The 24,788-nt window shown below is 45.8% G+C and carries 18 protein-coding genes; 6 read left to right on the forward strand and 12 right to left on the reverse strand.

The genetic code is table 11. The features are described from left to right. Nucleotides 1–100 precede the first annotated feature (100 nt). Both AABA75_RS12790 and AABA75_RS12795 read left to right on the forward strand, forming a co-directional pair. Nucleotides 101–2,746 carry a TonB-dependent receptor gene (locus AABA75_RS12790; RefSeq protein WP_338292996.1) on the forward strand — a complete coding sequence of 882 codons (2,646 nt, stop codon included), beginning with the start codon at nt 101–103 and terminating at the stop codon, nt 2,744–2,746. 77 nt (nt 2,747–2,823) lie between these two features. After that, a complete protein-coding gene (locus tag AABA75_RS12795; RefSeq protein ID WP_338292997.1) occupies nt 2,824–4,773 on the forward strand; it encodes a tetratricopeptide repeat-containing sulfotransferase family protein in 1,950 nt (649 codons plus the stop codon). A gap of 32 nt (nt 4,774–4,805) precedes the next feature. On the opposite strand, the gene AABA75_RS12800 is transcribed toward AABA75_RS12795, so the two are convergent. The 5 genes from AABA75_RS12800 to AABA75_RS12820 all read right to left on the reverse strand — a co-directional run bounded on the left by AABA75_RS12800 (nt 4,806) and on the right by AABA75_RS12820 (nt 9,982). Continuing rightward, complete coding sequence (locus AABA75_RS12800) at nt 4,806–5,315, reverse strand: hypothetical protein (RefSeq protein ID WP_338292998.1); 510 nt, start codon at nt 5,313–5,315, stop codon at nt 4,806–4,808. Between the two features lie 140 nt (nt 5,316–5,455). Beyond that, complete coding sequence (locus tag AABA75_RS12805; RefSeq protein ID WP_338292999.1) at nt 5,456–6,319, reverse strand: substrate-binding periplasmic protein; 864 nt, start codon at nt 6,317–6,319, stop codon at nt 5,456–5,458. A gap of 9 nt (nt 6,320–6,328) precedes the next feature. Continuing rightward, nucleotides 6,329–7,426: a hypothetical protein gene (locus AABA75_RS12810; RefSeq protein ID WP_338293000.1), complete on the reverse strand. Its 1,098-nt coding sequence runs from the start codon at nt 7,424–7,426 to the stop codon at nt 6,329–6,331. 9 nt (nt 7,427–7,435) lie between these two features. Continuing rightward, entirely contained in the window at nt 7,436–9,544 is a 2,109-nt protein-coding gene (locus tag AABA75_RS12815) for a methyl-accepting chemotaxis protein (RefSeq protein WP_338293001.1), read from the reverse strand. Nucleotides 9,545–9,688: 144 nt separating this feature from the next. Beyond that, a complete protein-coding gene (locus tag AABA75_RS12820; RefSeq protein ID WP_425325577.1) occupies nt 9,689–9,982 on the reverse strand; it encodes a 4a-hydroxytetrahydrobiopterin dehydratase in 294 nt (97 codons plus the stop codon). Between the two features lie 78 nt (nt 9,983–10,060). Between AABA75_RS12820 and AABA75_RS12825 the strand changes: the two genes are divergently transcribed. Next, nucleotides 10,061–10,921 carry a transporter substrate-binding domain-containing protein gene (locus AABA75_RS12825; RefSeq protein ID WP_338293002.1) on the forward strand — a complete coding sequence of 287 codons (861 nt, stop codon included), beginning with the start codon at nt 10,061–10,063 and terminating at the stop codon, nt 10,919–10,921. 123 nt (nt 10,922–11,044) lie between these two features. Here AABA75_RS12825 and AABA75_RS12830 read toward each other — a convergent pair whose 3' ends face one another. The 4 genes from AABA75_RS12830 to AABA75_RS12845 all read right to left on the reverse strand — a co-directional run bounded on the left by AABA75_RS12830 (nt 11,045) and on the right by AABA75_RS12845 (nt 16,785). Continuing rightward, nucleotides 11,045–11,557 carry an efflux RND transporter periplasmic adaptor subunit gene (locus AABA75_RS12830; RefSeq protein ID WP_338293003.1) on the reverse strand — a complete coding sequence of 171 codons (513 nt, stop codon included), beginning with the start codon at nt 11,555–11,557 and terminating at the stop codon, nt 11,045–11,047. Beyond that, nucleotides 11,554–12,105, reverse strand: coding sequence for an efflux RND transporter periplasmic adaptor subunit (locus AABA75_RS12835; protein WP_338293004.1), 552 nt, complete (start codon nt 12,103–12,105; stop codon nt 11,554–11,556). The genes AABA75_RS12830 and AABA75_RS12835 overlap by 4 nt, the downstream gene beginning before the upstream one ends. Next, nucleotides 12,102–15,203, reverse strand: coding sequence for an efflux RND transporter permease subunit (locus AABA75_RS12840; RefSeq protein WP_338293005.1), 3,102 nt, complete (start codon nt 15,201–15,203; stop codon nt 12,102–12,104). Before AABA75_RS12840 ends, AABA75_RS12835 begins: the two co-directional genes overlap by 4 nt. A gap of 172 nt (nt 15,204–15,375) precedes the next feature. Beyond that, nucleotides 15,376–16,785 carry a Type 1 glutamine amidotransferase-like domain-containing protein gene (locus AABA75_RS12845; protein WP_338293006.1) on the reverse strand — a complete coding sequence of 470 codons (1,410 nt, stop codon included), beginning with the start codon at nt 16,783–16,785 and terminating at the stop codon, nt 15,376–15,378. Here AABA75_RS12845 and AABA75_RS12850 point away from each other — a divergent pair. After that, a complete protein-coding gene (locus AABA75_RS12850) occupies nt 16,754–17,098 on the forward strand; it encodes a hypothetical protein (protein WP_338293007.1) in 345 nt (114 codons plus the stop codon). The genes AABA75_RS12845 and AABA75_RS12850 overlap by 32 nt on opposite strands. Before the next feature lie 298 nt (nt 17,099–17,396). Here the strand turns inward: AABA75_RS12850 and AABA75_RS12855 are convergent, their stop codons facing one another. Together AABA75_RS12855 and AABA75_RS12860 are read right to left on the reverse strand one after the other, a co-directional pair. Beyond that, on the reverse strand, nt 17,397–18,254 hold the full coding sequence (locus AABA75_RS12855) for a hypothetical protein (RefSeq protein ID WP_338293008.1): 858 nt from the start codon (nt 18,252–18,254) through the stop codon (nt 17,397–17,399). After that, a complete protein-coding gene (locus AABA75_RS12860; RefSeq protein ID WP_338293009.1) occupies nt 18,251–19,291 on the reverse strand; it encodes a hypothetical protein in 1,041 nt (346 codons plus the stop codon). The genes AABA75_RS12855 and AABA75_RS12860 overlap by 4 nt, the downstream gene beginning before the upstream one ends. Nucleotides 19,292–19,362: 71 nt before the next feature. Here AABA75_RS12860 and AABA75_RS12865 point away from each other — a divergent pair, with 71 nt between their 5' ends. Next, a complete protein-coding gene (locus AABA75_RS12865; protein WP_338293010.1) occupies nt 19,363–20,085 on the forward strand; it encodes a substrate-binding periplasmic protein in 723 nt (240 codons plus the stop codon). Between the two features lie 51 nt (nt 20,086–20,136). Here AABA75_RS12865 and hrpB read toward each other — a convergent pair whose 3' ends face one another. Beyond that, nucleotides 20,137–22,659 carry an ATP-dependent helicase HrpB gene (gene hrpB, locus AABA75_RS12870; protein ID WP_338293011.1) on the reverse strand — a complete coding sequence of 841 codons (2,523 nt, stop codon included), beginning with the start codon at nt 22,657–22,659 and terminating at the stop codon, nt 20,137–20,139. Nucleotides 22,660–22,826: 167 nt separating this feature from the next. Between hrpB and AABA75_RS12875 the strand changes: the two genes are divergently transcribed. Then, on the forward strand, nt 22,827–24,743 hold the full coding sequence (locus AABA75_RS12875) for a GNAT family N-acetyltransferase (protein ID WP_338293012.1): 1,917 nt from the start codon (nt 22,827–22,829) through the stop codon (nt 24,741–24,743). Nucleotides 24,744–24,788 lie beyond the last annotated feature (45 nt).

Consider the following 24,788-nt stretch of genomic DNA (forward strand, 5'->3'; position numbering starts at 1 on the left):
AGTTATTTTGCAGTTTTATACAAATGCAATTATGCTTTAAAAAGAACACTTTATAAGTTTCGAAAGAAACAACACACACTTCAAACACAAAGGTCACACAATGTACAAATCGAGAATTTGCTGTGCTGTAATTGCTGCGCTCGCCTCCTCTGGTGTGCACGCGCAAGAAGAAAGTCAAAACAAAGCTGCAATAGAAACCATTGAAGTTACCGCTACCAAAAGAACCGAATCCATTCAGGAAATTCCGGTTTCGGTTACTGCCTTAAACGGCAGTGCGCTAGAAAACCTGGGGGTTGATAACTTTCAGGACTACGTTGAGTTTTTACCTAATGTGGTTTTCCAGGGTAACGGCCCGGGTACTAACGAGATTTATATTCGCGGTGCGGCCTCATCGCAAACCAGCATCTCGGTATCATCAGTACAGGCATTACAACCCTCAGTAGCCTTTTATCAAGACGAGCAGCCCGTCTCAATGCAAGGTCGTAACCTGGATATCTTTGCCACTGATGTGCAACGAGTTGAGGTATTACCCGGACCACAAGGTACACTATTTGGTGCCAGCTCTCAGGCGGGTACCGTGCGCTTAATCACCAACAAGCCTGATTTGTCCGGTTTTAGCGCTGGCGTTGATATGGAGATTGCCTTTACCAACGGTGGTGAGCCAAGCAATACGCTGGAGGGTTTCATCAACGCCCCATTATCCGAAAACTTTGGTGTGCGTATCGCTGCCTACAATGATAAACAAGGTGGCTGGATTGATAACATACTCAATCAGCCAGGCCAAGGCGGCTACATTGGCAGCGCCATTGTTATCGACCGAATTTCTGGTGGACCGCTAACCGATCCGGCTAATACTCCGGTTGTCTCTCCAACCAACAATGCTTTGGTTGAAGATGATTTTAACGATGCTCAATACACCGGCGCACGTTTCAGCGGGCTATACGACAATGGCGACTGGTCGTTTTTAATTCAGCACACACAACAGACTCTGGAAACCGAAGGCGTGTTTGCTTACGACCCTAACCTTGAGGGTGAAAGCTCCACTAACCGCTTCCAGCCGGATGACAATAAAGACGAATTCGGCCTCACCACCTGGACCATTGAAGGGCGTCTGGACCAATTAGAACTGGTATATACCGGTGGTTATCTGGATCGCGATATTGAATCCAACGTAGATTACACCGGCTATACCAACGGTGGTTTATTTGCCGCTTATTACGTGTGTAACCATTACGAAGCCGCCACGCCAGCCGATGAGCGCTGCCTCGATCCAACTAAATTCTACAAAGAAGATACCAATACATCTCGCACCACACATGAATTTCGCATCAGCACACCAACGGACAATCGTTGGCGCTTAATTGCGGGTGTGTTTATGGACGAGCAAAGCGTTGATACCGTAGGCCGCTTTAAACTGGGTAACACCGATTTAGGCTTCTTCTCCAATTTACAGCGCACCACAGTGGGTACGGAAGGCATCAACAGTAATGGTGGACCATTTGAGCCAGATGTGAGTTTCGTGAACGACGTCACCCACGACATTGATCAGATAGCGGTATTTGCCAACCTGGAATACGACATTACCGATAGTGTCAGCGCGAATTTTGGTGCTCGCTGGTATGAAATTGACGACGAGTACAAAGGCTCCACCACCACGGTGGATGTATCACGTAGGCTAAGAGCCTTTGGTACCATGGATCCCAATGAACTTGCGGCCGTGGGACTGGATCCTGTGCTAGTGCAGCAGGCCATTGATTCCGGACAGTTGCAAGTAGACTTGTTGGACGACAACGGCGTATTAACCGTTGACGATACCATCTTCAAGTTTGGCGTGGACTGGAAAGTAAACAAAGACTTGTTGTTGTTCGCTAACTACTCTGAAGGTTTCCGCCCTCCTGTCACCAACCGGGTTGGCGGCGGTTTGGCCACCAATCAAAACGGCGCTTTTGAAGGGTTCCGCATTCCGGTTTACTCCTTAACCGATACACTGGACAACTTCGAAGTGGGTATGAAAGGTGATTTTCTGGATGGCACCTTGCGAATTAATGCCACGGCTTATTACTCAGAAATTACCGATCTGCAAACCTCGCGATTCGACCCAACCAATATCAGCTTCTTGTTCTTTACTGATAATGTGGGTGATGCCGAAATTAGAGGTATTGATGCTGATATCACCTGGCTCGCCACAGAAAACCTGGTGATCAATTCGGCCTTTAGTATTCTCGATACAGAATTAACCAACATCAATCCAGAGCTGGCAGGCATCGCACCGCCATCAGGTAGTGAACTGCCCTACTCCGCGGATTTCTCTGGTAATTTAAGGGCCAGGTACTTCTTCGAGTTGGATGGTGATTTGAGCGGTTATGTCAATGGTTCATTGGTTTACACCGGTGACCGCCTGGCCAGCATGAAGATGGATGCCTATGTGCTGGAAGACACCACCCAATTAGTTTACGGCGTAGGCTCAGGACTGAAGATTCAGGATGAGGCCGCTGTCTACGAAGGCGTCACTTATACCGACTCAAATGGCCATGTGTTCCGCGGTGGTCGTTATGTGCAGGAAAGCTATGTCTTGGCCAACGTGGCTGTAGGCGTCACCAATGACGAATGGAAAGTAGAGTTCTATGTGGATAACATCACTGACGAAGCAGCAATGCAGCATATTGATAATCAGCAGTTTACGCCGAAAGTGATGACCAATCGTCCCCGCACATTTGGTATTCGCTTCTCATACGACGTGTTTTAAACTGTTCGTTTGAAAACAAGGCAGGCTTTTCAGCCTGCCTTTTTTATGACATCGTAAACCAAAAAATAATCAGAAATATGAGCGCTGAAGTAAAACAATCGCTGGCACGCGGCCAATTTGAAGACACCATCAGACTTGCCCGGCAAGCTTTGCAAACAGAGCAATCTGAGTCGCAACAAAAAGAGCTTCGCTATTGCATTGCGGTTGCCTATCGATTAAAAGGCGATATTCTGCAGGCCATAAAAAGTAATACTGATAATATTCAGCGCAACCCGGAATACGCCCGCACTTATCAGGAATTAGGTTACTGTTTTCTCGCTCAACAACAACATCAAGATGCTGCAAATTATTTTTATAGGGCCACCCAATTAAACCCTGCACTTGTAGCCTGCTGGCGCAATTTGCTAACGTTTTACCAGCAAACCCAAAACCACAAAGCTGAACATATAGCGCAATTACAGCTCACTCGTTTAGAGAAATTGCCAAAAGCGATTTTGGGCGCCAGAGATCTGATGTATGAAGGCCAATTAGAGGGCGCAGATAAAGTCTGTCGACAATATCTACAGCAGCATAAGCATGATGCTGAAGCCCTGACACTACTTGGCGAATTGGGTATCCAGCTTAAGGCCTATCCCGAGGCTGAATTTGTACTGGAAAGCTGTGTTGCCTTGCACCCACAACACTATTTTGCTGGCCTGGAATATATAAAATTACTCAATCAGATTGGCAAGTTTAGCCAATCTCTAAAGATTTGTGAGCAGTTGTTAAAACATCACAGTCAGGATAAACCTTTGCAGCTGGCCAAGGCGGGTGCCTTATTGGGCATTGGCGATATAAGTGCCTCAATTGAGCTTTATCAGCAACTACTAAAAGAAGATGAGCAACAGCCGTATATTCAACTGCTTTTGGGGCATGCATTAAAAGCCAATGGTCAAATTGAAGACGCTATTGCAGCCTATCAGATGGCAAGGCAATTTAAGCCTGACTTTGGCGATGCTTACTGGAGCCTGGCCAATACCAAAACCTATCGCTTCAGTGAAAGTGAATTACAATCCATGGAAAACCTGACAAACACCGCTGAAACCAATCTTGAGGACAAAATACATATCCACTTTGCGCTGGGTAAAGCACTGGAAGATGCCAAAGAATACCAACAATCCTTTCTCCACTATGAATCCGGAAACAAGCTTAAACAGGCTCAAACCGGCTACGATATCAGTGCCATGGAACGCCAGGTAGACAGACAAATAACCGCCTGCAACCAAGCTTTATTTAGCAATTTAACAGGTTGTGGAGCAGAGGACCCGGCCCCCATTTTTATCGTAGGCTTGCCGAGGGCTGGCTCCACTTTATTAGAGCAAATTCTCGCCTCCCATTCGCAGGTTGAGGGAACCATGGAATTGCACAATGTATTGAGCCTTGTAAGTAAATTACGAGGCAAAGCTAATGCTTATCCAGAAAACCTGCAAGAAATTGAGCCAGCTTATTTTCAGCGTTTCGGTGAACAATACCTCAAAGACACACAAATTTATCGCAGTGACAAAGCGTTCTTCATAGATAAAATGCCCAATAACTTTATGCACGTAGGCTTAATAAAACTGATGTTGCCCAATGCCAAAGTGATCGACGCCCGCAGAGCACCGATGGATTGTTGCTTTAGTGGTTACAAACAGTTGTTTGGTGAAGGCCAGGAATTCTCTTACGACCTGGACAGCATTGCCCGCTATTACCGCAGCTATGAAAAGCTGATGGCCCACTGGGATCAAGTATTGCCGGGATTTGTCCTGAAAGTACAGCACGAGGATGTCATTGATGATGTGGAAACTCAGATTCGGCGTTTATTGGATTTTTGTGGACTGGAATTTGAAGCACAGTGTTTGCGTTTTTACGAGACACAGCGCGCTATAAAAACCCCCAGCTCAGAACAAGTGAAACAGCCTATCAACCGCAAAGGGCAAGACCGCTGGCGTCATTATGAAACGCATTTACAGCCACTGAAAGAGCGATTCCTGAGCCCCAGAGATTGAGCACACTATTTTTTTCGCGCAAACATCTAAAGCTATAAACTGTTCAAAAATACCAGTCCACTGGCTCCGTCATAGTCCCCAATTAACCAAACTTGCTTAAAGGGATGACCGTCGGGGATACTGATACGCGCCAGATTATTCTGGATGTTATGGCGTTGCCATTGTGGATTAGCATTGCGAATAACAAGCCAGACGTTATCGCCGTCGTAGTGTTTGTTGGCCTTGTTTGCCAGAATGCGGTTTAGCGCTCGAACCAGTCGATCATCCGTATTGGTTTCGGCTTCCAACAAGTTGAGTTCTGCCTGCGTTTTCTCATCCAGAGACTTACCAAGTATCTGTTGCGCTTCGGCTTGCGAGCCATATAAATGAGCTATTTCAATATCCACCAAATCGTTGCCAACTCTGCAGGTAACATCGGGTTTGGCTGGCACATTATTGGACACAAAACTCACAGGAACATCAAACTCCCGCTGATAGCAAGTGGCAAAAAGTTCAGCGGCCTGCTTTTCCAGTACGATTTTTTCGGTTTGATTTTGATTCAAAACAGTTCGCGGGGTGTATGTTAGTGATTAGACTATTCTTTGTTATTTACCGAGAGAGTCTATTAAATACTTGAGGTTTGTTCAATCTAACTAGCAGCGATAGTTAACGCCTGCTCCAAACCGAGTTTATACCTACCTGATTAAGGCTGATTTAAGTCTTCATGGCCATTAACTTCAGTGTCCTGAAGGTCGTCAAGCTTGGCGGAACTTGTATATTTACCGGTAATAAAATCCTCTTCCAGTTGCTCCAATAGTCCCGCATCCTTAGCGCTTGCCATACCTTGATTAAATACCGCTAACAATCTCTCAGCATCCGGGTGTGCTTTGGAAAACATTAAGTGTGCATTCCTGGAAAACAACTCGTTATCTAACGTCTCAAGGGTACGCACCTGTTCGGCACCAAAATGCTTATTCAGTGTATACCAGCCAGAGATTTCCTCTGCAGGGAACACATCAATACGCCCCAGCAACAACATTTTAAAGTTTTGCAGCTCGGTATTGACTACAGAAACCAACCCCGCGTTTTCGCGGGCATAACGCCATAAATCTTCCATGTAGGTGTAACCACGTGTTAACCCTACTCGCAAACGCAGCCGTTTTACGTCGTTAAAGCTATTGATATCCAGTGAAGACTTTTTCCTGAAGAACACCACTCGCTCTCCTCTAAGGGGCTCACTGGCTAAGAAAAATTCAAGGTGACGAGGATCGTTGTACCAATAGCTACTGGCTACATACTCCCCTTCCACAGTATTTTTGTATGCTCGTGACCAAGGGAAAAACACAAAATTAACTTGTTTCCCTTGTTGCGCAAAAGCCACTTTAATTACGTGATTCAGATAACCAAAATGGGGGGCAAATTTGGATGTGTGAGGAGGTTGCTCACCGCTGGCAATGGTAATAATTTCGAAATTATCAGGTCTCGCTGTGTCTTCCTCCATTTCTGCAGCAGCAGGGAGAAACACGCTACTCAACATAAAAACCATAAAAACAATAGGCCTGATCATATAAGCTCCCTAAAAGTGATAAGCCGTGCTGAAATTGATTCTGGCTGCAGAGCCGATGTCGTCAGGGAAGTACACCCCTACCCCATTTCCGCCAGAAAACCACATATTCTCACCATGAATATAGTCAAGGTAAAATACAAAGTTGCCCGCGATGATATTGCTTCCCAGTACCCATTGCAGAGACTTTTCTGTACCAGGCTCTGACGAATCCACGATGCCAACTTCGGTGTAAATTAACGCGGTATCAATGAATTGCGGCAAGTTACTGAAACGATAAGCTTGATTAAGCACAACCGAATGGGCTTTTTTAGCGATGGGAAATGGGTAATCAAATGCTGAAAACACCACTTGTTGGGCTTCAATGTCATAACGATATTGACTGTACTGAATGGTAGTCTGCCATTGCTCGTATGGCTGACGGTAAAAAGCCGACCAGGCCCAATGGCGAGAATTGCCCGCATTTCGATTTTGAATTTGTCCTACTTGCAGGGAAAAACCTAACTTGCTTTGTTGTTGAAACCATTGCGGTGAATACTGATAGTAGAAATTGAGTTGACCGTTTTCTTTGAATTCACTGCCAGCGACTTTTGCCACATCGAACGAATACCTGGCAAACTCAGAAGCATCTGCCAGTTCGTCAGTGATAAACGCCCCGACTTTCCAGCTATGTCGTTCATTTGTGTGGTGATATACCGCCCCTAAATCAAAGTCATCCTCTAAACCGAGATAATAATTAATGGAATACCAGAAGCTGTCTGAGAGGTAGTTTTGCAAACCGAATGGCACGCGAGTGATGCCGATTGAAAGCTGACTCACCTCGTCCAACTTTCGGATGTATTCAGCATAGCGCAAAATATTGATCTGCAAATTATCATAGTAGCGTGCATCAAAGTTAAAGGTATCTCCGGAATCCCAACTTAAACTGCCCGTGAGTTTGATGGACTCGAATTCAACACGAGTCTGCTGCGATTCTACCCAATCGCGATAATCTGAATTAACTCTGATATGACCACCAAACCAGGTGTGTAGCTCTGCATAGCTTGCGGCGCCATAAACAAGTGTCATCAGCAGGACAAATGTTTTCAGTAACCGGGCTTTGCTAAACATGCCCTGCCTTTAATATTTGAACTGATTTAGTTTCTCGCGCAGAACATCCGTAACCTCATTTATTCGGGTACTTTCTGCACTGGTTTTGTCCGCAATCTCGGCGACACTGTGTACTGCATCATTGATGTTATTAATATTTCGAGATATTTCCGTCGCCACTGAGTTTTGCTGCTCGACAGCAGCAGCGATTGTTATTGACGCATCACTTATGTGCTCAGTAGTGACCACCACTTCCTGTAATTGTTCCTGCGAGTCAGAGGCTCTTTGCGCATTTTCACTGCACAGCTCAGCGCCAGAACGCATAGATTTGACCGCCAATGCCGAGTTTTTAGCAAGGGTCTCAATCAGATTATTAATTTCTGAAGTAGATTGATTCGTGCGCGTAGCCAGGTTGCGTACCTCATCTGCCACCACCGCGAACCCTCTGCCTTGCTCTCCCGCTCTGGCAGCCTCTATGGCCGCATTCAAAGCCAATAAATTCGTTTGCTCTGAGATATCAGAAATGACTTCTACAATACCGCTAATACCTTGGGTAGCCGACTCAAGCTCATCCACTTGTTCTGAGGCTTTTTGCATGTTTTCAGCCAACGTATGCAAACTCTCTACGGTTGTATCGAGTTCCGAGGCACATGCCTTAACTTTTTCAAGCGCTGACTCAGCAGACTGTGCTGTGTCTGTGCAGTTTTGTGCTATCTCGGTGGTGGCTTTTGACATCTCGGTTACTGCCGAGGTCACTTCCTGAATTTCGTGCTCCTGTTTTGTCACGCTCTCTTTGGTTTCATGACTCAACTTTGCATTTTGCTGGGCAGAATTACGCAACACGCCCAATGAATTGCAGGTGTCTTTGACTATTTCATGGGTTTTACTCAAAAAGGAATTTAGCCCTTTAGACAAGGTCCCTACTTCGTTGTCTATACGAATATTAATACGCTTGGTGAGATCACCGTCAGATTCTGACAATTCTGTTACTAGTTGACTGGCTTTCCTTACCGGCGAGGAGATTTGTTTCGCAGTGATAAACACCATGAAAAAACCAGCCACACCAATTAAAGCACCAGAGAGCAATTGCAACACCAGATTGCGTTTGAAACGACCGTCCAATTGCTCATTCAGTTCATCGGCTTTTCGCATCGCAATTGCGTTGGGCAGCATATATTGAACGGCCCAAGGTTTTTTCACGTCTTCAAAAGTCAGAGGTAGTAGCAGTGCTATATGGTTATCACGAACACTCACCATTTCATCCCCACCTTTTACTGCCCCCTGGATGTTTTGCCACTCTTTATCGGAAAGATGCTCGCCCACCAAAGCCGGATTCTTAGTATCAGCAACAACGCTGCCATAATAACTGACAACACGCATGTGCCCTGTTCCCTGGTATATTGACTCGTTAATACTCTCAATTAGCTGTTGAATGAAGGAAACCGATAAATCCGCACCTGCGAGCCCCTTAAATTCGCCATTGCTTTCAATCGGTGCAGTAATTGACGTCATTAAAGTGGGTTTACCCTGTACATCCCACACCGCAGGATTACTCACACAAGGAGAGCGGGATTCAAATGTACACATGTACCACTCTCCACGCATCACACCACGTTCATCAGGCGTTCTGTCGTATGCTGAGGCAAAACTTACCGGCCTTACCCCTAACTCTCCGGAAGCCGAACGGGTCCAATAGGGACCAAATTGACCGTTTGCGTCAGAATGGCCATTGTCATTTACGTGATTAACATCGCGTCCATCTATTGCATTTGGCTGCCAAGCGATATAACTGCCCAATATTCGGGCATTATCAGCTAAAACTGTGCGCACGTAGTCACTGACATAGTCGCGATTAACCACGTCAACCAGTTGCGATTGATAGAGAAATTCTTGAGTGGTGGCCATATCTTTGGCGACACGGACAGTATCTGACACAATACTTTCGACATCTTTTATGTCGCTTCGAATACGCTTTAACGAATCAGAAATAATCTCTGTTGAGTATTCGTTCAGGGCTTTGGAAGTGCTAGACAACAGGTTTGTGGAGAGAAACACCCCAACTAAAGTCATCACCAGAATTGCTGCCCCCAAACTGGCACCACTGGTAACATTTATCTGCTTATTTATGGAGTGAAACATGGAGGAGCAAAATCCCAGTTTTTTAATCCACTCTATTGAATGTAATTTGATACTGAGAAATTGCAAATTAACGTGGACATTTAGGCCATTATTTTTAATTCGCGCTAATTGAATTAAATCAACAACTTGGATTGCTCACTAAAATTATGCAAAGGAATCCATTTTCGCTGCTAAATCGAAATCTAATTGGGTAATCCCGTTGGCATCATGAGTCACCATAGTGACATCCACTTTATTGTATACATTGAACCATTCTGGATGATGATCCATTTTCTCAGCGGTGATCGCCACTTGTGTCATCCAGGCAAAAGCCTCGGAAAAATCATTAAACTTGAAACTCTTTTGTAACGCACCATCCACTAATTTCCATGGAACATTGCTACTTTTGTTTAATTGACCTAAAGCGGTTTGTATATCATTGTTATTCATAGGCGTCATAAACGAATCCTCCAAAGCTTGTTGCTACTGATGTGTTTACTAACAATAGTCCAATTACCGTTAAATGGATTTAATGGCGTGAAAACTTTTTTAGCCCATCGTCATCGGCCAGTTCGAATGATGAGACTCAGCCCTACCCGATTGCTCACAGCGGTTAAGATCTTCCTGCTGTGTGTTGTGGGTTATTGTCCGCAATTACTTGCCAATAGTGGTGCGATTAAAACCCAAACGCCCGAAATACGATTAATTGCCAATCACCTGCCCCCCTACATGATGGTGAACCATACTGAAACAGGAACAACCTACGCCGGTTTTGAACATGAATTAACTCAAAAGCTGGCTGACACCTTGGGAGTTAACTTTTCCTATTATCATTGCAGCTGGTCTGAATGTATGCAGGCATTAATGAACGGTGAAGTAGACATGGCGCATACCCTGCTGCGCTCAACGGCCCGCGAAACCTTTCTAGAATTTATCGAGCCGTCTTATTTACAAGGCACACATGTTACCGTGTTTTATCAGCGCTATGATGACAAGCGTGTTATCGATGAATTCTCCGACTTACAACAGGATAACTTCGTGATTGGCTATGTGGGCAGTACCGTTTATTTTGAAGAGTTTGAGAAGGCCAAACACCTATTGAAAATGGACGTAAAAACCACAGAAACAGGTGTTTCTTTGCTCGCCGCAGGAAAGATTGATGTGTTAGCAGGATTTGATGAGCTTTTTTTCGACCTTGAAAAGAGTAACCCTAACATCAAAAAGATCATGAAAAAATCTGACTACCAAACCAGCGCAACCCTGCAATCTCATACCGTTATCAGCAAAACCAGTGGGCTTATGATTCACAAGGAAGAAATCGGCAATGCGATGCGACAACTGCAATCATCCGGTGTAATCGCACAGCTAAGTGAAAAATGGGTTAGCAATATTCGTTGATCTCCAGGTGTGAAACTGATTCAGATGGCACTTAATCAGAGAGAAGCGGCAGATTAAGCAGCGGCTGGAAACACTCAACCTGCCATAGTGATTTAACCGCCGGAACTCACTTCCTATTTGGTCTTAAGCATTTGGCCTGGCAATAGTAACGGTTTGTCCATCCTGAATGCGCTCTGCACCACGAGTAGCCACTTTGTCTCCGGCTTGAATCGCATCACTTTGAATACTAACGCGCTCCTTCATACCCTCACCCACTTGCACCAGATGGCGGTGGGCCTTGTTCTCATCGTCAATCACCACTACGTAAGTCCCTTCTTTACGCAGGATCAAGGCATCGCGATGCACAGTCAGAGTCTCTTGCGGCGCTCTGACGGGAACGGTGGCGGTAATCAACTCACCGCTGGTCCAGCTTTCGTTAGCACCTGCAGGTAAACTCACTCTGAGTTCAAAAGACTGAGACTGGCGATCTGCGGCCGGAATAATGGCTTTGATGGCGGCACTTATTTGATTATTTTCCGATTTAATCAACACTTCTTTACTGGTGCGTAGGAATGGTAAGTATTTCACTGGCACAAAAATGCGTCCTTCCAGGTTTTCTGTGTCTAACATGGTCACCAGCACATCACTACGGTTCACATCCCCCCGGCTTCGCGGATTCGGTCGGTGATCACCCCATCAAAAGGCGCTTTCACCACTGCCCGGCTCAATTGATCGTTGATTTGTCGCAAGCGCAATTTGGCAATTTCCAAATCCGCTTGAGCGAGGTCATATTGCGACTGAGTTTGGTCTAATTGAAAGGCAGAAGCGCTATTGCTCTCGCGAAGATTCTTCAATCGATCCACTTCTCTTGCTAGATATTTAATGTTGATTTGTTCCCGCTTGATTTCCGCTTCTTGCTCCGCCTGTTGTAACTGTAGCGGTAGCTGATCAATGCGCGCTACGGTGTCACCTTCCACCAGATAAGTACCGGGCTCTGCCACAAACTCCAAACGTCCGCCGACACCCGCAGTAAGTTGTACATTATTGCGACTGTAAATACTGCCAACAATATCCACTGTTGGCACAAACACGGACTTTTCAACAACACCAACGTTCACAGGTTTTGCAGGAGGCGTCTGCGCCGAACTACTGAAACAGACCAGTGAAGAAACCAAAGCGGCGGTTAGTATTAATGCATTTTTCATTGTGCTGACTCCTGTGCAGCGAAAGAAGACTGAGTTGAAAATTGAGCTTGTGTTTTTTGCTCGCCAATGCGCAACAGTGAAGGCAATAATATCAAGGTAAACAGCGCACTAATGGCCATACCACCAACAATTACGGTTGCAAGGCCGCGATAAATTTCTGAGCCAACCCCGGGTAATATCATCAAGGGCAGCATGCCAAACAAGCTGGTGAGTGTGCTCATGTAAACCGGTCTGGCTCGAATTCTCACTGCCTGACGAACCGCAGCCTGACGACTTAACCCTTCCCGCTCAGAGCAGCGAGTTTGATCCACCAGCAAAATGGCATTGTTTACCACTAATCCCAACAGGATGATAAAACCAATCATAGTCAGCAAATCCAGTGACTGAAAGGTAAAGAGGTTCAACACCCACAAGCCTATTACTCCACCCGCTAACGCCATGGGCATCACGGTGAGTACCAATAAACTGTCTTTGCCCGACTTAAACAGCGCCGTCATCAATAAAAACAGAATAATAAGCGCCAAAATGAAGTTTTGTAACATATCCCAAATGGCCTGTTGCATGCGGTTAGCGTTGCCATTAACTAACAGGTTAGCGTCTGAAGGTAATTCCGCTTTGATGGCGGGAATCACCTGCTCTTCCAGTTGGGCCATGGCTTCTTCCAGGGACATGATCTCTGGTGGTCTGACAATCAGAGATATGGTGCGTTTGCCATCCACCCGACGCAACTGGCTAGGCCCTACGGTACGGGTGACTGTGGCCAACTCGCCCAAGGTTTGTATACCGGAGCGCGGTGTGTAAATGGGCAGTGCTGCCAATTCATCCGGGTTATTCCAAGGAGTGCCCCGCAATATGACATTCATACGGTCATTGCCATCAAAATATTCGGCGACAAACAAGCCATCAGTGAATGCACGTACCGCATTGGCCACATCACTGCGATTCAATCCCGCTTGAGTGATCCTTCTGTCATTGGGTAACAAACGAAGCTCCGGCTCTGCCATCGATAAAGCGGGTACAGGTTGTGCACTCGTGCCAGGTAAATGCTCTTGTATTTTCTGAATCCCAATTTGAGCAGCTGCCATTAACGGGTCGATATCGGGCCCTTGTAAATCAATATTCACCGAGCGGCCATTGCCCCCTCCAGTTACATTGATCATGGAGCCCCGGAACAGGAAAACTTGTGTATCTGGCAAATCTGCCAGCACTTCACTTTGTACCACTTGCATCAGCTCTTCCACGCGCGTGGGATCATCGGCATAAATAAAGCCGCCCGTGGCATTAGGCCCATAACTGTAAAAGTTATAGCTTTTCACCTTGGGTTGTTTTTCTCCTGTGGTATAAGGCGCAATGCGGTCGCGAAAGCGATTAGCCATCTCTTCATCAAGGAATTCAATATTGCCACCTGGTGGCAAATTCAAAGAGAAGAAAAAGCCATCAATCGGAGCCCGTGGCATAAAGTCGGTTCTGGGCATTAAGGTGGTGGTGATCAGCACTGAGCCAATTATCAGGCCGGCTATCCATGCTGTACGCTGTTTCGCCGTTGCCGTGAGCTTCATAATGAAGTCCGTTAACTTCTGCCAATAATCTTCATGCGGATCTTGCTTAGGTAAATCGCTCAACAGATAACGACTGGCAATAGGCAAAATAGTAACCGCTGAAACCAGTGATGCGATAACGGCTACGGATAAGGTTAACGCCAGGTCTGAAAACAGCTGTCCTTCAATGCCTTTCATAAACAGGATAGGTAGGAAAATAGCGACGCTGGTAGCCGTTGAAGCAAACAAAGCACCTGCAACCTGGGTGGCCCCTTTCACAACAGCTTTCTTGTTGTCCATGCCTTCACTGCGCAAGCGCACAATGTTTTCCTGAACAATAATAGCTGCGTCCAGAACCAGTCCGACGGCAAAGGCCACACCTGCCAAAGAAATCACGTTGAGACTACGCTCCAACATACTCAACACTAAAAACGCCACCATCACTGACAGTGGAATGGTAGTCGCAATGATCAGTGTTGCTTTCCAACCCCGCAAGAAAAGCCACAAAATCCCTAAGGCCAGAAACACACCAAGGCCAAGATTACTCTTCACTAATAGCAAGGCATTGCGAATATGAACTGAAGAGTCGAAACTGAGATCGATCATCAAACCAACTTCGGCCAACGGACCTTCATTTAACTCGTTAATCGCCAGATTAATATCGTCCAGCAACGCCACCGTATTAGCCTCGTTACCACGCGTAATAGTGATGTAATAAGCAGGCGCACCGTTACGCAAAGTGAAACCAAATCTATCCACCAGAGTATTTTCTACGGTGGCAACATCTTTAAGAAATACCGGGCGATCACCGCTGTAGGAAATGATCATATTTGACAGCGATTCCAGATCGTATTGTCCGGCAAAACGCACTGTGTATTGACGGCGCCCAACATCGGCAAAGCCACCTGAAACGTCTGAAGCGCGAGCAACGGTGTTTGCTACTTGTCCGATGGGAATGCCCAGCGCTGCCAGCTTGTGTGGTTCAAAGGAGATACGTAATTCCCGTGGACGCTGGCTGTTCAAATTGACCTGGCCGACTCCCGAGATACGGGCAAGACGCGGCTCAATCACATCTTCAATAAGCGCCTGGTGGTTGGCCATCTCCGTCAGGTCATTGCCCGGTACTGGTCGCACTAACAAAGACGCTGCATTGGGGCCACCTCGACCGCCTCCTGTTGCTACTACAGGTTCGAATACATCTAGCGGTAACGGTGGTGCCTGGTTGAGATTATTGATGACATCCAGCATAGCTTGTTGCATGTTGGTGCCCACATCAAAAGTTAAGGTAATATTGCCAAAACCGCGCTGAATGCTGGTGGTGACATCCACTACGCCTCGCGTGTTCTTAACTACATTTTCCTGCGGTTCGATGATCACCGACTCCACTTCTTCCGGTGCCGCTGCGCGCCAACCCGTAGAGATGGTAATTTGCGGTTGTTCAATGTCTGGCGTCAACTGAATGGGGAGTTTCATCATGGCAATCACGCCAAAAATGAATACCAGTGCCACGATCACCAGCACGGCTGCTGGATTTTTTACCGAAGAGCGAGTGAGATTCATACCTGTTCCAAAATCATCTGCTGAGTTGCGCTCAGCCTGTGTTAACAGCGGAATTAGAAAGTTTTTATTGCAGTCTTTCCAGCCGTTTCAGACGAACTGCACAACAAACGAGACAGGTGGTGGAATAGTTTAAAAAATCGCCGCTCCATTGACGAAGCGGCGAGCCTTCAAATTAGTATGGATTTGACGGATTGTAGAAGTTGCTATTGCGACCGTCGATATCAAGGCGCTGCGGAGTAACACTGGATGCGCCCGTGAGCACATTGTAGGTATCACCCGGCTGCAATTGATAATTCAATAAATTATCCAACACTACAGCCTGACCACAACTTGCCTGGGTAAAGTTAGTTTGGCTGTCAGTGGCCAGCACATAAGCGTTTCCTGTGCCATCTAACACCCCGTTGCCGTCCTCAGTAACATACAATGCTGCATTTTCATCAACGCCAATGGCCCTGTTACCCATGCCGATATTCGCAAGAAATGTCGCCATACGCCCCATTCTATCTCTCTCGGCAAAATGCGTATCCGTTATGACTCCCGCCAGTAATTGAGTATTCAGGAAGTTAGTGGAGATATTGATAGTTTCATGACAAAGGTCCGTAACAGCTTCTTCGCTGATAGCCCCCAAAACACCATCTGGGTCGTAGATGTATTCTCCCTGTACTGCGTTACCGGCTGAAGTCCCCCCAATAATGCCATTTTTCGCATACACATGCTGAAGTGCACTTTGTACTTTTGTTCCTTGCCATTGATTCAGATAATCAGATTGATCACCACCGGCAATAAATACAAATTCAGCTGTTTGAATCGCCCATTCCACATAATCAGAATTCGCTCGGGAGACGGAATCAACAATTATGGTTTCAACCGAGTCTGCTCCAGTTAAAGGTAGCAAGTAATCGTTGTATGCATCAGTACCAGATGTACGCAATACCACAACGTCACCACCGGCAATGTGCGGATTAACTCGCTGACTAAACGACGCGTCCACGTCAGGACCACCGCCCATCAATAGCACTCCAGCTTGAGCGGGCTCTGCGATGCATACATCTGTATCATTACCCACGATGTAAGCTTTTAATCCACCCGGCTTGGAAGGACGCGCTGTATATTGGCAATCCCCAGTTCCGCCGCCATTATCACCACCGTCGCCGCCATCACCACCACCTGAACCATCATCAGGGAAATCAATGGTTAAATCGTACCAACCAGTACCACGATAGCGACTAACTTTAAGGAGATATTCGCCAGCAGTTCCAGCGTAAGAGCCACTTTCAGGGACAGAACTGGTGGCACCCGATGCAACAGCACTGCCAGTACTGCGATATAAATCCCAATCAAAATCATCACGGCTGTTGTGATCCAACGTGATACTTACCGTGCCATCAGTGACAGCATCGAATCGATACCAGTCGGTATCCCGACGAGAATCGATATCAGCCTGAATCAATACCCCGCTACAGATGCCATCATTGGCACTGGATTCAGTATCATTGGATTCAGTTTCCTGGGTAATACAGGCGTTCGCCACAGACGAAGCCAATAGCGTCATGGCTGACACCAGCTTTATTGTAGTTTTCATAATTTTTCCAACAGTTGTTGTTAATTGTTTTTGTTGTTTTTATTGTTTTTTGAGTTTTTTGCTTGCGCAGATACGCCCACTATTGGCAAGCAAAATAGCGGGCAAGTTAGTAAATCAGACTATTCGTCGAACCACTCAGACAGGTGATAATCTGCCGAGCCAGAAGGAGATAATAGATTTAGAGGTGATTGAAAAGGTATGTTATCCAGCCTTACCTCAAACTCACCAGCATCGCAGTTATGCGATGGCTTGGCTTGTTGTTGACGGGCAAGAAATGAGTGCACCTTTACGCCTTTTAATGCTGTTTTTTTGAACTGCTAAAAGGTATATCACAATAATTTATTATTGATCAACAGGGTGGAGTTTAGCGATTATGAACTCAGTAGCACAGAATAGGATAAGCGTCCTAAAGCATTGAATATTAATGCAGTTTTAGTGATTCAAATACAAAACACAAACTCTAAAAGTGACCAAAGAATCACTTGTCAGAGCTTTATTTGTAACAGCTCACAGCCTCATTAAGGGAGTATTCCCTGATACATAGTTATTCATAACACTTTTTTTAAACTTTTTTGTTATTTTGTTTTCTGTTGCTATGGATGTGATGAATTTTATCCTGCAAAACTCGCCAACCCATAAAAGTTGATAGCCGCTTTAGCTTCGGGAGAAATATCGGGATTAGTTAAGAACAACATTTTGCGATTAAAAAAATTAAACCGCCTCAAGGCATTGGCATAGTAACGCTCGAAATGTCGATCAAAATCGCCATCTTCAATGCTTATCAGAATACCCTGTTCAATTCTTGCCTTAATTCTACTGTGCTGCTTAGATACAAACACAAAATCAGCGGCGGGATACAGCATCGCAATATGCTGCTCATCTATATAACCACGATGTTGATTGGCTAGAATTTCCGCTTCTATCTCATTCACGCTACGTAAAAAACAACTAAACCTGTCAAACTCCATCATGTTGAACAAGTTGTCGAGAAACTCCGAGTGCATGGTTTTTAACCCATTGCTTTCAATGATATGACGATCTGGCCAGTGCGTCCCTACCCCAATAACATGCCCTGATTTATGAAAGTCCATTAGTGACGTGATATTGGCAAAAGCCTCTCTATTTTGCTGTTTTACCAAGCACAACCGGAATCCCAGTAGCCCCTTATCAACCGGAATAAATATGGTGGCCAGGGCGGCCTCTCTCTCAGGAGTTGTTCCGGCAATCGCGACATTTAACCGTGCGCCTCTGGCGAGGTTGGCAAAGGCTGTGCCTTGCTCCATGGGTAGCGATGATTTCAATGAATAATTACCGTATTCAGGTATCGTTTTTTCAAGCGCCCTGATAACAAGTTCTCTAAATTCTGGACGTTCATAATTCCGTTCCCAAAGCACAACTTCATCCAGCGGAACTGATTGAGCTTTGAAAACTAACAGTAACAATGACAAGAAACACAACCTTGATTTCATGACTTAGTGTTCCCCGTTGACTTGATGAAGCTGGCAATTCCAAAACGATTAATCGCCTCAAGGGCGGGATCAGTAACGTTAGGGTTCTGCATAATTAATAGTTTTCTCGAATAAAAGCCATGGTTAGTTAGAATCTCAGCGTAGTACTTTTCGGCCATTTCAAAATAGCTGTTGTCTTCGATAGCTAACTCCAGTCCAATCGTCAGAGTCTGGTGCAGTTTAGGTAAGTTTGGATTCACATAAATAATATCTGCTAAGGGGTAAATCAAGGCGATATGAGGCTCAATTAACAGTTGTGGATTTACTTTTAACTCATCATCAATTTCAATCACGCTCCGACTGAAGCAGTGTGCTTTATTTGTTTGTAAAGCTTCAATGGCTTCGTTGTAATGAACCGTGGTATGCAATGGAATTTGGTTATGTCGCATAATACTGACATCAGGCCAGGCCTTTACCAAGGTCAAGCGCAATGACTGACGGGCAAAATCAGTTACTGACTTTACTTTGGAAAAACGCTCTACATACATAGGCTCTACCATACACAACCGAAAACCCAATAGCCCCCTGTCCAGCGGCACATAAATAGGTAAATACCGGTCTTCACGATCTTCTGATACGGCGGACACTACTATATCCAGTCGCGCATTTTCATCGACGTCTTCAAGTTTGGAGAATGCAACTTCATTGTCATCTACGGTAATAACGTTTAACCTCGGAATATCATCCGGGTAGGCTTTTTCTAGGGCCAACTGTAAAAATGATAAGGTGGATTGATGAGCGGCATTTTTATGCCAGATTCGAATTGAGTGAGAGTCAGAATTACCATCTTGCTGCGCAAACGCACTACTATTGAAATACGTTGTCAGCAAGAGAGTTACCATCAGCCAGCCTGCGCTTTTATGCTGGGGCAAAGGGCTGAAAAGTTTTAGGTATTGACGGCCAAACGCTTCCATAACGCTCTCTAGAGTATCTGAAGTCTGACACATAAGGCCTTTTCCCGGGCCAACTTCAACTTTTAATAAAATTAAATTTAGCATATTCTCTCCGGATTAGAACAATACAATCTCGTCTTTTTATGCTTAGAATTTGTTTTTTGTTGGCTCTATCTTTGGCCACTGTTAATGCGGCTATTGCCAAAACATCGATACCTGTAGTCACAGAAAACAGCTATTTCCCTTACAGCTATGTAAAAGATGACAAAGTTGCAGGTATATACGTTGATATAGTAAGTGAGCTTAATCAACTCATGCCTGATTTCGAAATCACCCTCAAACCTATGAGCTGGAGACAAGGATTACAACAGGTTAAAACAGGCAAATCCCCCGCAATTTTGGGAACTTATTACCGCGGTCAGGATAGGAAGTTCGTGTACCCTTATTCACAAACTTTTGCTTATGAGCGAGTTGTTGTAATTTGTCACCCGGAATCCAACATAAAGAAAGGTGCCAAATGGCCCTCAGATTTCGCAGGTAAACTTATTACTAATGTCGATGGCTATGACGGATGGCTTGACTACAAAACACGAGACAAATCCATCACATCAATCGCTAACTTTTTAGAGGTACCTTCTGTTTCAGTAGCGTGGAATATGGTGAACAAAAACTTGGTGGACTGTACGCTTTTCGAACAGCAAATTTGGACCATTAAGCAAGATACCGATCCACGAGCGAGCAACCTGGTCAAAGCCACCAATGTCACCACAGAAGGCGTACATGTGGGTTTTAGCAATGCAGCAAACATCGCAGAAAACTGGCCGAACCTGCCAATTTTCAGACGGCAACTAGATGACGCCATTTACGTATACAAAAAACGCCGTAATGTTCATTTTTAAAATCGTGTCAGGTATTTTTACCCTAGTATTAAGGCACACTGCTTAGAAAGCCTATCTACGTTTCAAAGATTTACCCGGTTTTTCCTCAAGCGGAACCTCTGGCCAACGGTGTTTGGGATAACGCCCTCGCATCTCTTTGGCCACCTCAAAATACGAGCCGGTCCAGAAACCATGCAAATCGCTGGTGGTTTGTATAGGTCTTCTCGCTGGCGAAAGCAGCTCAAAGCGCAGTGGTATGGTGTGATTCGCTAACTTAGGTGAATCCGTTAAACCAAACAGCGTTTGCAACTGCACAGATACCGTAGGACCTTGCGCCGTATCATAGCGAATTGGAAACTGTTCTTGCGTCGGCGCTATAAAAAAATCTGGCGCATCTTTATCCAACTGCGTCTGTTGCTCCCAATCCAGTACAGATTTCAGTAAGGAAAAAACATCCAGCTTTTGCAATTCTGCCATCGAGCCAACACTACCCAGATAAGGCTCAAGCCAGGCTTCCATATCGGCAAGCAAAGTCGACTCACTAATTTGAGGAAAATAACTATCTACACTGGCAAGCCAGGCAGCCCTTTCCAACCAGCGCTGACATTGTTTGGTCCAGTTTAAACAGGTAAGTCCTCTTTGCTTTACCTGTTGGAGCAATAGTTGTTGTTTTTGCTGTAACGTTAAGTCTTCCGTTACCGTGCGCTTTATTTCAATCGCGCCGAAGTTATTAAGTTGGATGCATTGGGCTTTACCTGACTTTTCATTAAGGCTCAGAGTTTGTTGTGATTGAAGGTGAGGTTCAGTAAAAGTCAGCACCTGCGATTCGCTGATTTCAGTGGCCAACCAAATGCGACCACTTTTCAGTTGTGCGTCAATATCCAAAACAAGCAACCATTGGCTTTGATTGAGCGGATCATCTAAAGGCAACTCAGCCCCTCGCCCGTTGTACAGCAGATAACTACTGCTGTTTTCTGTGCGTTTCTTCGCTAATAAGTCCGGATATCCCGCCAGAATCAAACGTCCGATGGATTCTTTGTCCTCTTGTGTATGTGCATTGCTTTTAGCACTTGTTCCAACGCGAGATAAAATTTTACTTGCCGTGGCTTTAACCTGTTGCAATACATTGAACTTGATGTGTTTTTTAAAATCTGTCTCGCACCACAATGCCTGTAACCGGTGCTCAAATCCCACCGTATGGAAATCTCTCAGTATATCCTGCTCGCTCAATAAGGCACAAATATCTGCCGCCAAACGTTGTTCGCGTTCTGTCTTTGCCGAGAGAAAGATTGCAGCTAAACGCGGTGGCAGTGACAGTTTCACGGCTTGCTGGCCCGCAGTCGAGGGCTTGCCTTTATCATCAATAAAACCGAGCAGCTGCAATAAGTCGCGACTTTTCTCAAAATGCCCCATTGGCGGCGGAGTAAGCCAGTCGATATGGTTAAAATCCTGTTGTCCCCATACGGCTAGTTCCAGGATTAAATCCATCAAATCAGCTCGTTTAATTTCTTCATGGCGATAATCAGCTAACTGTTGTTGCTGCGACTCCGACCACAAACGAATAGCAACACCTGCTGCAGTCCTGCCCGCTCGTCCCGCTCTTTGCGTAGCGGAAGATTTCGCAATATAGCCGCTTTCCAGGCGAGTCATACCGGTTTTCACGTCGTATAACGAGCGCCTTTCTAACCCGGAATCAATCACCACAGAGATTCCGTCAATGGTTAAGCTGGTTTCTGCAATATTGGTGGCAAACAGCACGCGTTGTCTGCCCTGCTCATCAGGGGCTAAGACTTGCTGTTGTTGCTTGAGGGGTAAAGCACCATAAAGTGGTAACAGTAAAATTTCCACATTATTTAACTGCTTGGGCAAATTCTCCTGAAACAAATTGATGCAACGATGAATCTCTGCCTGCCCCGGCAAAAACACCAGAATGTCTCGAGATTTTTGTTGTTCATTAGCCTGCAAAAAAGGAAAAGCCGCGCTCCAGACAACTTCAGCAAGGCGTTTTCGTCCCGGCGACAGATACCTAATATCTACCGGAAATGTACGCCCTTCCACATGCTTAACGGGTGCACCTTCAAGATATTGGCTAACACTATCGGAATCGATGGTGGCAGACATCACCAGACAGTGTAAATCCTCTCTTAGTGCAGCCCTGATTTCTTTCACTAACATCAAGCCTAAATCAGCTTGCACACTGCGTTCGTGAAATTCATCGAAGATCACCAAAGCAACGCCATCCAGCTCTGGTTGTTGTTGTATTTGTCGCGTTAGTATGCCTTCCGTGACAATCTCCAATTGGGTATTAGCCGACACCCTATTATCGTTTTTGACCCGATAGCCAACGCGTTGCCCTACTGATTCCCCTAGCTGCCTGGCCAGAAAATGCGCTATTGCTTTAGCGGCAACCCTACGCGGCTCCAGCATAATGATCTTTTTGCCTTGCAACCAGGCTTGCTGCATTAAAAACAATGGCACAGCGGTCGATTTACCGGCACCGGGTTCAGCCGTCAATACCAGGCTGCCGTGAGACTGCAGCTGCTGGCTGATGTCATCTAGATGCTGACTGATTGGAAGGGATTTGATGAACTGCAAAATGACTATTAAAACTCGGTAACCGGGCAGCTAACTGCAATTGTGAAAAACGCAATAGTAATGGCAAGCTATGCCCTCAGCAATAAGTTGCGCCGCTGTTTATCTGTCATTTGGTTATTATCTGCTATGATGCATTACAACTCGTCTATTTTTTAACCGGAGTTCGGGTGTTCTGGCGTAAATTACGGTTCCGTAAACCTCTCAATGCGATCACAGGCTACGCCAGTCAACCCCAGTGGCAAGCCAAACGACTGAAATTTGAGGATGTTGCAGCTAAAATTCCCGATGGCAGTCGCGTCTACATCGGCAGCACCTCCGCCACAGCACACTGTACCCTCAATGCGATTGTTACCGGTTCGCAAAATCTGCACGATATTAATATTCTGCAGTTTATTCCCGGGGGTGAACTGCCCCATCTGGAGCAAAACGTCAGTCGCATTCGCACCACCGCTTTTTATGCGTTTGATCGCGCAGCAAAAAACATCCAGGAAGGCATAACCGATTACATGCCGGTTTCCAGTGCGCGCTTGCATCGCTTGATTAAAGAAAAGCGCATCCCTATTGAAGTGGCCATAATCAAAGTAACGCCACCGGACGAAGATGGTTTGTGTAGCCTCGGTACAGGTGTAGATTTTAGTCGAGAAGCTGTCGACGCGGCAGATATTGTGATAGCGGAAATCTGTGAAAACATGCCATGGACAGAAGGCAACTCCCTTATTAAGGCCGATAAAATCAATTGGTGGACGGAGAACCACAGTCCCTTACCGGACAAAGATGAGTTGTTCCCTTGGCTGGGTGACTTTAGCCTGGATAAGTCTGTGCTGGATAAAATCGCTGCTAATATTCTGTTTGAAATTCCGGATGGCGCCACGCTTAAGTTTAATCTTACCGCCATGACTGACGATTTGATCCCCTACCTGAGAAAACGCAAGAATCTGGGTCTGCACACAGACTTGTTAACCGACAAAGTCCTGGAGCTTATCGAAGAAGGCGTCATCAACAACAGTCAAAAGAACGTTCATCAGGGCAAAACCATCGTTTGTCATGCCTATGGTAGCAGTCACCTTTACAAAGCCATCCACCGCAACCCCGCTATTGAGTTTCATCCCTCCTACTATGTCAATCGCCTCGACCGTATTGCGGTAAACAACAATCTGATTGCCATTATTACTGGCCTGAAAGTAGACCTGACAGGTCAGGTAGCGGTTGATTCAGTGGGTAATCGTTTTTATGCTGGCGTCGGCAGTTCTGATGACTCCATTCGCGCCGCCGGTTACTCTCTTAACGGCAAACCCATTGTGGCATTGCCCTCCCTAAGTATTAAAGGGAACTCCAATATCCTGTTCTCTTTACCCGAAGGCTCCGGTGTAACCATCACCCGTGTTGATGTACATTATGTAATCACCGAATACGGTACGGCGTTTTTGTTTGGCAAAAGTATTCGCGAACGCTGTCTGGCCCTGATTGATATCGCCCACCCCAAATTCAGAGAATCGTTGCTGGCGCAAGCCAAAAAATCCTATTTGGTACACTCGGCGCAGCCGGGGCACTCGTTTAAATCGGTTTACCCAAAAAACTGGGAGTGTGTCCATACCACCGAGCAACAAAAACAAGTCCTGGTGCGCCCCATCAAGGCCGTGGATGAAGATCTGCTGAGAGACTTTTTTCATAAGCTCTCAGATCAAAACGTTTACATGCGTTATTTTTCGAAGCTGCGCTCATTGCCCCAGAAAATACTGAAACAATACTCAGATATTGATTACAGCCGCGACATGGCCTTAGTTGCGTTGTCACCGCCGGAAACTGCAAAACACGAGATAGTAGCCATTGGTCAGTGGATCATGGATGACAGCGATGGCATTCCTGAAATCGCCTTCCAGGTACGCGACGACTGGCAAGGCCAGGGGTTAGGTGCCTTCTTTATCGAGCGACTATTCCAGTTAGGCAAAGAATGCGGGATCAAACAATTCAAGGCTGACGTACTGGTAGACAATGAAGCCATGAATTCCGCTTTCGAGAAAACGGGGATCCACTTTCAACGAAACAGCGAATTTGGGGTTTACCATTACCTGTTTGATCTGTGAGCATACATCTTAGCAACTAACTTTGCGGCACACTTTCCTTGTTAT

This window comes from Planctobacterium marinum, assembly GCF_036322805.1.
Classification (GTDB): Bacteria; Pseudomonadota; Gammaproteobacteria; order Enterobacterales; family Alteromonadaceae; genus Planctobacterium; species Planctobacterium marinum_A.

Bases quoted from the DNA above. Each gene is read 5' to 3' on its own strand.
- AABA75_RS12790 (WP_338292996.1), top strand. From the start codon at position 101: ATGTACAAATCGAGAATTTGCTGTGCTGTAATTGCTGCGCTCGCCTCC.
- AABA75_RS12795 (WP_338292997.1), top strand. From the start codon at position 2,824: ATGAGCGCTGAAGTAAAACAATCGCTGGCACGCGGCCAATTTGAAGAC.
- AABA75_RS12805 (WP_338292999.1), bottom strand. From the start codon at position 6,319: ATGATCAGGCCTATTGTTTTTATGGTTTTTATGTTGAGTAGCGTGTTT.
- AABA75_RS12810 (WP_338293000.1), bottom strand. From the start codon at position 7,426: ATGTTTAGCAAAGCCCGGTTACTGAAAACATTTGTCCTGCTGATGACA.
- AABA75_RS12815 (WP_338293001.1), bottom strand. From the start codon at position 9,544: ATGTTTCACTCCATAAATAAGCAGATAAATGTTACCAGTGGTGCCAGT.
- AABA75_RS12820 (WP_425325577.1), bottom strand. From the start codon at position 9,982: ATGACGCCTATGAATAACAATGATATACAAACCGCTTTAGGTCAATTA.
- AABA75_RS12835 (WP_338293004.1), bottom strand. From the start codon at position 12,105: ATGAAAAATGCATTAATACTAACCGCCGCTTTGGTTTCTTCACTGGTC.
- AABA75_RS12840 (WP_338293005.1), bottom strand. From the start codon at position 15,203: ATGAATCTCACTCGCTCTTCGGTAAAAAATCCAGCAGCCGTGCTGGTG.
- AABA75_RS12850 (WP_338293007.1), top strand. From the start codon at position 16,754: ATGGCTGACACCAGCTTTATTGTAGTTTTCATAATTTTTCCAACAGTT.
- AABA75_RS12845 (WP_338293006.1), bottom strand. From the start codon at position 16,785: ATGAAAACTACAATAAAGCTGGTGTCAGCCATGACGCTATTGGCTTCG.
- AABA75_RS12855 (WP_338293008.1), bottom strand. From the start codon at position 18,254: ATGAAATCAAGGTTGTGTTTCTTGTCATTGTTACTGTTAGTTTTCAAA.
- AABA75_RS12860 (WP_338293009.1), bottom strand. From the start codon at position 19,291: ATGCTAAATTTAATTTTATTAAAAGTTGAAGTTGGCCCGGGAAAAGGC.